This is a genomic window from Microbacterium sp. NPDC086615 (assembly GCF_040686055.1).
Classification (GTDB): domain Bacteria; phylum Actinomycetota; class Actinomycetes; order Actinomycetales; family Microbacteriaceae; genus Microbacterium.
The window spans coordinates 1-9,828 of the sequence record NZ_JBFBJJ010000018.1 but is presented as its reverse complement, the minus strand read 5'-3'; the positions used below and the strand labels follow the sequence as shown (position 1 = coordinate 9,828).

At 71.8% G+C, this 9,828-nt stretch carries 8 protein-coding genes and 1 pseudogene; 5 read left to right on the top strand and 4 right to left on the bottom strand.

Annotated elements, in window-relative coordinates; translation table 11 throughout:
- A pseudogene (locus tag AB0O24_RS15580) lies at nucleotides 1–601 on the bottom strand (hypothetical protein); the annotation flags it as partial.
- 217 nt (nucleotides 602–818) lie between these two features.
- On the opposite strand from AB0O24_RS15580, the gene AB0O24_RS15575 reads away from it, so the two are divergent.
- Together AB0O24_RS15575 and AB0O24_RS15570 are read left to right on the top strand one after the other, a co-directional pair.
- The gene (locus AB0O24_RS15575; protein WP_363376164.1) at nucleotides 819–1,670 is read left to right on the top strand and encodes an AraC family transcriptional regulator; all 852 of its coding nucleotides are present in this window, start codon (nucleotides 819–821) and stop codon (nucleotides 1,668–1,670) included.
- Between the two features lie 216 nt (nucleotides 1,671–1,886).
- Nucleotides 1,887–2,747, top strand: coding sequence for a PhzF family phenazine biosynthesis isomerase (locus AB0O24_RS15570; protein ID WP_363376161.1), 861 nt, complete (start codon nucleotides 1,887–1,889; stop codon nucleotides 2,745–2,747).
- A 76-nt stretch (nucleotides 2,748–2,823) separates the two neighbouring features.
- On the opposite strand, the gene AB0O24_RS15565 is transcribed toward AB0O24_RS15570, so the two are convergent.
- From AB0O24_RS15565 to AB0O24_RS15555, 3 genes are all read right to left on the bottom strand, one after another.
- Nucleotides 2,824–5,682, bottom strand: coding sequence for a molybdopterin-dependent oxidoreductase (locus AB0O24_RS15565; protein WP_363376159.1), 2,859 nt, complete (start codon nucleotides 5,680–5,682; stop codon nucleotides 2,824–2,826).
- 145 nt (nucleotides 5,683–5,827) lie between these two features.
- The gene (locus AB0O24_RS15560; RefSeq protein ID WP_275796750.1) at nucleotides 5,828–6,661 is read right to left on the bottom strand and encodes an FAD binding domain-containing protein; all 834 of its coding nucleotides are present in this window, start codon (nucleotides 6,659–6,661) and stop codon (nucleotides 5,828–5,830) included.
- A 1-nt stretch (nucleotide 6,662) separates the two neighbouring features.
- Nucleotides 6,663–7,277: a pyridoxamine 5'-phosphate oxidase family protein gene (locus tag AB0O24_RS15555; RefSeq protein ID WP_363376156.1), complete on the bottom strand. Its 615-nt coding sequence runs from the start codon at nucleotides 7,275–7,277 to the stop codon at nucleotides 6,663–6,665.
- Between the two features lie 106 nt (nucleotides 7,278–7,383).
- On the opposite strand from AB0O24_RS15555, the gene AB0O24_RS15550 reads away from it, so the two are divergent.
- The 3 genes from AB0O24_RS15550 (at nucleotide 7,384) to AB0O24_RS15540 (ending at nucleotide 9,652) form a co-directional block, all read left to right on the top strand.
- Complete coding sequence (locus AB0O24_RS15550) at nucleotides 7,384–8,406, top strand: methylenetetrahydrofolate reductase C-terminal domain-containing protein (RefSeq protein ID WP_363376154.1); 1,023 nt, start codon at nucleotides 7,384–7,386, stop codon at nucleotides 8,404–8,406.
- A 354-nt stretch (nucleotides 8,407–8,760) separates the two neighbouring features.
- Nucleotides 8,761–9,189: an SRPBCC family protein gene (locus AB0O24_RS15545; protein WP_307383375.1), complete on the top strand. Its 429-nt coding sequence runs from the start codon at nucleotides 8,761–8,763 to the stop codon at nucleotides 9,187–9,189.
- A gap of 7 nt (nucleotides 9,190–9,196) precedes the next feature.
- Nucleotides 9,197–9,652, top strand: a complete 456-nt coding sequence (locus tag AB0O24_RS15540; RefSeq protein WP_363376150.1) for a winged helix DNA-binding protein — start codon at nucleotides 9,197–9,199, stop codon at nucleotides 9,650–9,652.
- The last annotated feature ends 176 nt before the right edge of the window (nucleotides 9,653–9,828 follow it).

The following is a 9,828-nucleotide window of genomic DNA, read 5'->3' as shown; positions in this document are numbered from 1 at the left end:
CGGCGGGGGATTTTTTGGTCCAGGCTCCGCCTTTGGCGCTTTGGTAGAGGTAGCCGTCGCTGCCGAGGAAGTATCCGTAATAACCGTTGCTGTAGCAGAGGCCGACGGAGGTCGCGGTGACGCCCGCAGGGAGGGCGGGGAAGTAGGAGTTGTCGATCTCTAAACCGACGTCCCTTACGGATGGGGCCGAAACTGTCGCCGTGGTCGTGCCCTGTCCGCAGACGGCATAGACCGCGCCCGAACCTCCGACGGCCGGCACGTTGATCGCCGGCAGACTCACACGCCCATTCGACCCGCTCACCTGCGTATTCGTCGTCGTGCCATCGGAGAACTTGTAGCCGTTGCTCAGCGTGGTCGTGACGCTCTTCCCCGCCGTCGCGACGCCGTTGACGGTCACCGTCACGTACGCGCCGGTGATCGTGCCGCAGGCGGTGCCGTTGTAGGTCGACTTGTCGAAGGTGAGTGTCGTCGTGCCCGAAGCCGAAGCTACCGGCGCAATGCTCGCTGCCGCGATGACCGGGACGGACCATGCGGCGCCGGCGAGAACCGTGCGGCGCGTGGGGGAAGGGGCAGCGTTGTGCTGCTCGATGTCGTGTGACATGGGAGACCTTTCGGATGGGGTGGCGCCCAGCTTTCGGGTGCTCTGACACAGGTGCCAAACGTGGGTTTTCATCGCCGCCGAGGGTGACGACACGGCGGTGGTGTTGGCATCCGGAGTCTGTGAAGTGTGAACGCGGAGGTGATTGATTCGGGGGTTGGCGGAGCGCGCGGGCGAAGGGCGGCGAGGGTGGAACGACACCTATCGAGAACGGAGCCGCGTGACCCGGAACATGCGCGCCGAGGGGGCTGCGGTCGTCGAGTGGTTTGCGCAGCGTTCGCTCGTCGCGACACCGGTCTCGCAGGGGTCGCCTGTGCTCATCGTCGACGAGTCCGAGGTCGCCGGCGTGGTGGTCCGTCGGCTCTGGCACACCGCCCTGACGATCGAGCCGGCGCCGAGCTCGCGGAAGGGTTCGACTCTCGTGCTGCAGGCGGAGGGGTCGGTCGGGTTCGGTCTCGCGGGTTGCGCCGTCCATCTCGAGGCGGGGGACGCGCTGGTCTATCCCGATGCCGACTTCGTCGGGGTGCGCGCCACTCGACCCACGGCGCGTATCGAGGTCGCGTCGGCCCACCGGTTGCTCGAGGAGTCGGCCCAACTGCCCGGGGCCGATGACGGACCGGTGTGGCGGGCTTTGGCATCCACCGTCAACTCGATCCTGAACGGCGACCACCGCTTGGGCGTCCACGCCGAGTCAGCGCTCGGACGCGCGATCGAAAGCCTGTGCACGGCGCTCATCGCCGGGCGGGCGGGGGCGGATGCCGAGGCCTCGGGGTTCCGCTCGGCCCAAGCCACCTTCGCCGCCGCGACGCGCCTGCTGACCGAACGCGCCCCCGACCCGCGGTTCACGGTCGAAGAGCTCGCCGATGCCTTGGACGTCTCTCGGCAGTATCTCGCGCGCGTCTTCGCCCGGCACGGACACACCGCCAGTGCCGCTCTCCGCGCTCGACGCCTCGAACTCGCCGACGCGCTCGGGGCGAGCGGTCTTCCGCCCGACGAGGTGGCGCGGCGTTCGGGGTTCCCTTCCGCGAGGGCTCTGTCGCGGGCGCGGAGGGAGCGGGACCTGCGGACGTGAGCCCGTGCAGCCGCGCCGAGAGCGCCACACTCCTCTTGGTGGCGAGCTTTCCCGTGGATCAACGGGCTCGTTGTTCTCGTTTACGGACCGTAACCAAGAACAACGAGCCCGTTAATCCATGTTGTGAGCCCCAACCGAGATCACGGGGGTCAACGCAGTCCACGAACCCCGCACTGGCCCGCACCCCCGCCGCGATCCGCGCGACAGAATCGACGCATGACTGAGGCCGTTGGCATCCTGAATCTGACCGCTTTCGCCGCGGAACCCGGTGGGGGCAATCCGGCGGGCGTCGTGCTTGACGCGAGTGCGCTGACCGACGCCGACATGCAGCGGATCGCGGCCGAGCTCGGCCACCCCGAGACCGCGTTCGTCACGGGCCGCGACGGCGACAGGGTGTCGGTGCGGTACTTCTCTCCGGATGCCGAGGTGCCCTTCTGCGGCCACGCGACGATCGCGACCGCGGTGGCGTTGGCCGAGCGGTCGGGCGTCGGCTCGTGGGTGTTCGCGACCCCCGCGGGCGACGTCGACGTGGTCACGACCGGGGAGCCGGGCCGTATCGCCGCGGGCTTCACCAGCGTCGAGCCGCACGTCGCCGACCTCGACACCGAGGTGGCCGCCCGGCTCCTCGACCTGCTGGGCCTCGCGGACGACGACCTCGACCCGCGGATGCCACTCGCGCAGGCCTTCGCCGGAAACGTGCACCCCGTGGTGTCGGTGCGCTCGGCAGCCACCTTCGACGGGTTCGGCTACGACCCGCTACCGGTGCGCGCGCTGATGGACGAGCGCGGGTGGGCGGGCACGGTCACCGTGATCCACGTCGCGGGCGAGATCGGCGACGGTATGACCGTCGAGGCGCGGAACATCTTCCCGGTCGGCGACATCCTCGAAGACCCCGCGACGGGCTCCGCCGCCGCCGCGCTCGGCGTCTACCTGCGCGACCGCATCGCCGTGCCCGCGCCCTTCCGGTTCACGGTGCGGCAGGGGCGGCACATCGGTCGGCCGAGCATCCTCGAGGTGGACGTGCCGCCGAGCGGTGGCATCCGGGTGTCGGGAACGGCTGTGCCGCTGGCGGGGTGAGCGGGTTTGGGGCGCGATTATCCGTTTGGGGCGTGAAATTCCCCGCCCCAAACGGACGAACGCGCCCCAAACCCGGCTACGCCGTCCCGCCGGCCAACCTCCACACGCGATCGCGCGAGAACGGCAGCTCGTAGCCGCGACGGCCGAGGGCGCGCGAGACGGCGTTGCCGATCGCGGCGCCGACCGGGTTGTACGGCGATTCGCTCATCGACTTCGCGCCGAAGGGGCCCAGGGTGTCGTCGGTCTCGGCGAAGTAGACCTCGGTGTCGGGGACGTCGGCGAACTGCGGCACGCGATACGTGCGGAACACGGGGTTCTGCACCACGCCGTCCTCGAGGTACACCTCTTCGTACAGCGCGCCGCCGAGGGCCTGCGCGGCCCCGCCCTCGATCTGCCCGCGGCACTGCGCGGGGTTGATCACCACACCGGCGTCGGCGGACTGGATCGACTGCAGCACCCTCACCGCTCCCGTCTCGGGGTCGACGGCCACCCGCACGGCGTGGACGTTGAAGGCGAGCGAGCGGACCTCGCCGAACTCTGCGCCGTCGGCCGTGAGCCCGTGCTCGTCGCACATCGTCGCCGGCGCGGCCGCGACGATCCGCTCCCACGTGACGAGCTCGTCTCCAGCCAGGACACCGGATGCCACCAGCTCGGCGGAGGCGGCATCCCCTCCGGCGAGCTCGGCGGCGATGTCGATCATGCGCCGCCGCAGCATCGAACAGGCGACGTGCAGCGCCTTGCCCGCGACCGTGGTGCCGGCCGACGCGAAGGCTCCGGTGTCGTGGCGGACGGCGTCGGTGTCGGCCGTCCACAGCTGCAGGCGCTCGTGCGGCGCCTCGAGCACCGTCGCCGCGATCTGCCGGTGCACGGTCGAGGTGCCGTTGCCGAACTCCGCCGTGCCCACCCGCAGCAAGTAGGTGCCGTCGGGGCGCAGGGTCGCGGTCGTGTGCGCGATGTGCCCGCGCGGGGCCATCGTCGCGATCATCGCCGCGGCCATGCCCTCGCCGACGAGCCACCCCTTCGGTGCCTCGGTGCCGTTGCCGCGGCGCAGCGCGTCCTGGGCCAGATCGAGACACTGGTCGAGGCCGTAACTACCCCAGATCAGGTCTTCCTCGTACTTCTCGTCGTCGTCGGGGTGAAGGGGGTCGCCCTCCTTCACCGCGTTGATGCGGCGGAGGTCGAACGGGTCGATGTCGAGCTCCTGGGCGAGGGCGTCCATCGCCGACTCCACCGCGAACACGACCTGCCCCAGCCCGTAGCCGCGGAACGCGCCCGACGGCGGGTTGTTCGTGTACACCGCCTCGGCGTCGATCCACTTCGTCGGCACCCGGTACAGCGTCGTCGACTCGGCGCACGAGTGGAACAGCACGCCGATCGCATGGTTGCCATAGGCGCCGGTGTCGCTCAGCACGTCGATCTTCATCGCGGTCAGGCGCCCGTCGGCATCCGCTCCCAGCGTGGTGCGTACGCGCATCGGATGCCGGAGCGAGGCCCGCACGAACTGGTCGGTGCGCGAGAACTCGTACGCCACGGGGCGGCCGAGTTTCAGCACGGCGAGGGCCGTGAGGTCTTCGGTGAACAGTTCCTGCTTGCCGCCGAAGCCGCCGCCGACGCGGGTCGCGAACACGCGGATGCGGTCGCGCTCCAGGCCGAAGATGTGCGCGAGCTCGTTGCGGGCGAGGAAGGGCACCTGCGTCGACGAGCGGATCACGAGACGGCCGTCGTCGTCGAGCCAGCCGACGGCGCCGTGGGTCTCGAGCGCCGCGTGCGTGACGCGCGACGAGGTCCACTCGCCCGTGACGGTCGCGTGGCTCGCGGCGAGAGCCGCGTCGATGTCGCCGCCGTGGCCGGTGTGGAACCCGGCGACGACGTTGCGTCCGGCATCCATCACCCGCTCCTCGGGCGTGCGGTCGGGGTGCAGGAGCGGGGCGCCGGGGGTTCGCGCCTCTTCGGGGTCGAAGACCGCGGGCAGCACGTCATAGACGACACGGACCGCGCGGACGCCGGCATCCGCCGCCTCCGCCGTCTCCGCGACGACCGCCGCGACCCGCTGGCCGACGTGGCGCACGACGTCGTCGAGCATCCGCGTGTCGTCGGGGTCGTCGGTGCGGTGCTCATGGCGACCCGTGGAGTAGCGGATGTCGGGGACGTCCTCGTGCGTGAACACCGCGACGACGCCGGGGACGGCGAGGGCCGCCGCGGTGTCGATCGCGACGATCCGCGCGTGCGCGTGGGGCGAGGTGACGACGCGCAGCACGAGCGGGGGCCCGCCGGGCACCGGTTCGTCGAAAGTGAACGGTTCGCGGCCCTGCACGATGCGCCGCGCGGCCTCGGGGATGGTCGATGAGCCCACGCGGCCGTCTGCTGCGCCTGGGCGTGGTTCATCTGCATGACCCGTGGGGCAGGAGTGATCTGTTGGGGCGGCAGGGAGGGCCGTGCGGTCATGGGTCATGCATCCGGACCGCTCCGCTTGCGCGGCACCGGCGCCGGTCTCGCGCACGGGCCCCAGGACCGACTCGCGGATCGCCGCGCGGATCGGGCGGTAGCCCGTGCAGCGGCAGAGGTTCCCCTTCATACGGCGGTCGAGGTCGGGAAGGTCGGCGGCGGTCAGGGTTGAGGCCGTGACGCTCATCCCGGGCGTGCAGAACCCGCACTGGAAGCCGAAGCCGGAAGCCAGAGCCTCCTGCACGGGGTGCAGCTCGTCGCCGGGCGCGAGGCCCGCGGCGGTCGTGATCGCACGCCCCTCGAGACGCATCGCCGGGATGATGCACGAGTGCGTCGGCTCGCCATCGAGGAGCACGGAGCACGCGCCGCAGTCGCCCGCGTCGCAGCCCTTCTTCACCTCGACGTGGCCGGCCTCGCGCAGCAGCGTGCGCGCACTCTGACCGGGGCGGGGCTCGGCGTCGACCGGCTCCCCGTTGACGTGGAACTTCACGCGGTGCCCTCCCGTTGCGCCCCGACCTGGCACCCTGCGTGCCGCGCTCCGGAGGAAGCCGGCAGAATCCCCGTGCCGCAGCCCGCGGTGCGCGCCGCGCCGCCCGGAACTCCGGAGCGCGGGACGGCGACGCGGCGTGCCGCGCTCACGCGTTGCCCTCCGCGAGGTCGCGGGCGAACGCCGCGCGCAGCCGCTCGGCGAGCACGACACTCACGCCGCGCCGCCAGTCAGCGCTGCCCAGCGGGTCGGTGTAGAAGTCGGTCGCGGAGGCCACGGCATCCCGAAGCTCTCCGGCACCCGGAACGCGGACGAATCTCAGCACCCGCGGGCGTCGGACGGCGGCGGTGACGACGAAGACCGCCGAACCGTCCGGATCGACGCGCGCGGTCACGACCGCCCCCGAGCGGCCGAGTTCGGCGAGCGCGATCTTCTGCAGCCCGACGCGCGAGCGCAGCGCGTGCATCGGGATGTCGAGGGCGCGCACCACCTCGCCCGGGGCGAGCGAGGTCGCCTGGTTGTCGATCACCAGGTCGGCCACCGCGATCACGCGCTCGCCGCCGTCGGGCGTCCAGATGAGGGCCGTGGCATCGAGGGTCGACAGCATCGCGATCATCGCCCCGGCCGCGAAGGCCTGACAGACGTTACCGCCGACGGTCGCGGTGTTCCAGATCTTGAACGACGCGAGGAGGGCATCGGCGGACGGGCGGGCGAGCGCGAGCGAGGTCCACTCGGCGGGCGCCTCGGTCTCGGCCCAGGCGAGAAGGCGGGCGATCGTGCAGGTCGCGCCGATGCGCAGGCCGTCGGGCGTGATCTCGACGTCGGGCCAGCCGAGGGTCGTGAGGTCGACGAACCCGGTGGTCGTCGGCTGCGGCTCGCTCATCAGCCAGGTGCCGCCCGCCATGACGACCTCACCGGGCGCGAGCGCGAGATCGGCGCGCGTGCGCGCCGGGCGGAACGAGGTGACGGTGGTGATGTCCATGTCAGCCCGCCAGGATCCTGCCCGACCAGCGGCCGTCGGAGAGCGTGTAGTGCTGGCGCGTGCTCTGCCCGATTGGGTCGCCGCGCCAGAACGTCAGGGTGACGGGACGCAGGCGGAAACCGACCCAGCGCGAAGGCGGGTCGAGCGTCGGGTGTGCGGCGTCGAACTCGGCCCACAGGTGCTGACGCGCGGCGGTGTCGAGCTGTGCGTTCTCGCGCGTGTTCAGCCACGCCAGCAGCTGCAGGTAGCGCGAGCGCTGGGCGTAGACCGCCGCGGCCTCCGCGGGGGTCACGCGCTCGACGATTCCCCGGACGACGAGCTGGCGCCCGACCTCGGGCCACGCCACGGCCATCGCGGCCACCGGGTTCGCGGCGATCTCGGCGACCTTCGCGCTCGCCTCATCGGTGTGGAAGGTCAGGCCCGCGGCATCCCTGTCGCTGATGAGCACATGGCGGAGGGACGGGATGCCGTCGAGCCCAATGGTCGAGAGGGCGGCGAGGGGGCGCAATTCGCTGTCGTGCGACGGCAGCCACCGAACCATGAGCGCGATCGGGTCGGCGACGAGCACGTCGGTGGCGTCGACATCAGAACCGAAGGTGGTGCCGGCCGTGATCATGGGTCCTCCCGGATGCTGGGGTACGGCCGAGCGTAGGGACGCCGCGTTTCGGCGATGTTGCCACCACGAACATTTGTCGAAACACGGCGTCCGTACACTCCCGGCCATGAGCTCGCTGCCCCTCATCGACGTGTGCCCCAAGCGCATGGAATACGGCCCGTGCGGGGGTGTCGGCTTCGACGGCTCGTGCGAGATCGACGCCGCCCATCGCTGCGTGTTCCTCCCCCGTCCGACGGTGCCGTGGACCGGCGTCGACCGCACGACCCCGGTCGGCCCCGGCCCGCGAACCGCAGCGGCGGCGGACACCCTGGCCTCTCTCGACACCCGTCCGTGGGTCGTGGCCGACCTGCCGGCGCGGGCGCTGAGTGTGGCATCCATCGACGGCTGCGCCGCTGTCCTCTCGGGAGAGGTGGATGCCGTCCTCGCCGGCGACGCGGGAACCGCGCGCGTGCAGTTCCCTCCCGCCTACCGCGCGCACCTGTTGCAGCGACGGGGGCTGCGCGTCTGGACGGGGCTGAACATGCGCGACCGCAATCGCGTCGCGATCGAGGGGGAGCTCGCGGCGCTTGCCGTCGAGGGGGTGGCTGGGGTGCACTGCGTCACGGGGGACCACACTCAGACGGGTCACCGGCCGGACGCCGCCCCCGTGTTCGACCTCGACTCGACCGAGGCGGCGGCGCTCGCGCGGGCGGCGGGGCACGTCGTGTCGGTGGCCGGGTCGCCCGCGGCCCCGCCGGTGGAGCGCCGCGCCGCGCGGCTGCGCGAGAAGCTGCGGGCGGGTGCCGACGTGTGCTTCGTCAACCACGCGGGCGGCGCGGAGCCGGTGCGGCGGTTCATCGACGAGGTGGGGGAGCCGGTGCGGTACATCCCCTGCGTTCCGGTGGTCGTCGACCACGCCTCGGCCGCACTGCTCGAGTCGTTCACGACGCTGGTGCTGCCGGACGGGTTCCTGTCGCGCGTCCGCAGTGCCGCAGTCCCTCGTGCCGAGGGAATCGCTCTCGCGGTCGCGCTCGCGGAGGAGATGCTCGCGATCCCCGGGGTGGTGGGCGTGAACCTCTCCGGCGGTCGCGAGGGCGCCGAGGAGTCGTTCGCCGAGGCGCTGGCGGAGGTCGCGCGGCGTCTGCGGTGAGGCGCGGGGCGGCCGTGCCGTGCGGGGCGGGACGGGCGGGGCGTGGGGCGTGGGGTCGTGCGTCGCGGGCCGTCGCCAGCCGATGGGCGTTGAGTGTCCAAGACACGCCGCAATTCGGTGCGGGGTTACGGCGTGTCTTGGACGCCCAACAGGAGGGGTGGCGCGCGGCGCGCGGCGCGGGGCGTTTGGAGCGAGCGCCCCGCCCCGGGGCCGCGCGTGCCAGCCGCGAGTTCGTTGAGTGTCCAAGACACGCCGTTATGCGCGCGGGAGTTGCGGCGTGTTCTGGACACTCAACGAGAGGAGCGGGAGGGAGGGGGCCTTGCCGTGGAAGTAATATGCGCGCATACTAAATACGTGCGAACACTTGCCTCCGTCACCCGTGAATCGACCGCCTCGCCCTCGGCGTTCTTCGCGCGCTGGGTCGATCACGACTCGTGGCGCGAGTGGTCGCCCGACACCGAGTGGGCGCGCGTCGAGGGTGAGGTGCGGCAGGGGGCGCGTGGCATCCTGAAGCCCGTCGGTGGTCCGCGCACGGCCTTCGTGATCGCCGAGCTCGAGCCCGACCGCGTCTACACCGACGTCAGCCGCGTTCCGGGAGCCCGACTGACGTTTCGGCACCGGGTCGACGCCACCGCGGGCGGGTCGCGGGTGGCGGCCGAGGTGACGCTGGAGGGACCGCTGTCGTGGCTGTGGGCGCGCACCGCGTTCTCGGGGTTCGAACGCTCGGTGCCTGCCGACCTCGACCGGCTCGTCGCTCTCGTCGAGACGGTGCGCGCGCGATGATCGAGGGATGACGACTCCCCTCGACAGTCGGTTCGCCTCCGGCGACGCCAGCCCGGGATTCCTGCTCTGGCAGGTGACGAACCGGTGGCAGGCGGCGATCCGCCGCGCGCTGGCGCCGCACGAGGTCACGCACGTGCAGTTCGTGCTGCTGGCGGTGCTGACGTTCGGCGACTCCGACGAGGGCATGACGCAGGCCGCGCTCAGCCAGCGTGCGGGCGCCGACCCGATGATGGTGTCGCAGGTGATCCGCGCGCTCGCCGAGCGGGATCTCGTCGAACGGCGACAGGATGCCACTGACCGCCGCGCCGTCCGCGTCCGGGCCACGGCCGCCGGGCGTGAGCTGGCGCGCGCGGCGAATCGCGCCGTGGAGGACGTCGACGAGGAGTTCTTCGGGCCTGACGCGACGGCGTCTCGCCCGATGGTCGAGCACCTCGCCGCGGCGCTGGCGCGCTCGCTCGCGTAGGCGACTCTGAGCGTCGAGTGTCCAAGACACGCCGTCATGCGCGGGGGAGTTACGGCGTGTCTTGGACACTCAACGGAAGTGGACGTCGCGATCGACGATCCGGATCTGGATGCCGAGCTCCGAACGCTCCGCGGAGACAGCTTCCCCACGCGCCGACTCCAGAGCGTCTACCTCGA

What these genes read in the sequence shown, in the direction of transcription:
- AB0O24_RS15550 (WP_363376154.1), top strand. Translation starts at nt 7,384, where the DNA reads ATGAGCTCGCTGCCCCTCATCGACGTGTGCCCCAAGCGCATGGAATAC.
- AB0O24_RS15540 (WP_363376150.1), top strand. Translation starts at nt 9,197, where the DNA reads ATGACGACTCCCCTCGACAGTCGGTTCGCCTCCGGCGACGCCAGCCCG.
- AB0O24_RS15560 (WP_275796750.1), bottom strand. Translation starts at nt 6,661, where the DNA reads ATGGACATCACCACCGTCACCTCGTTCCGCCCGGCGCGCACGCGCGCC.
- AB0O24_RS15570 (WP_363376161.1), top strand. Translation starts at nt 1,887, where the DNA reads ATGACTGAGGCCGTTGGCATCCTGAATCTGACCGCTTTCGCCGCGGAA.
- AB0O24_RS15555 (WP_363376156.1), bottom strand. Translation starts at nt 7,277, where the DNA reads ATGATCACGGCCGGCACCACCTTCGGTTCTGATGTCGACGCCACCGAC.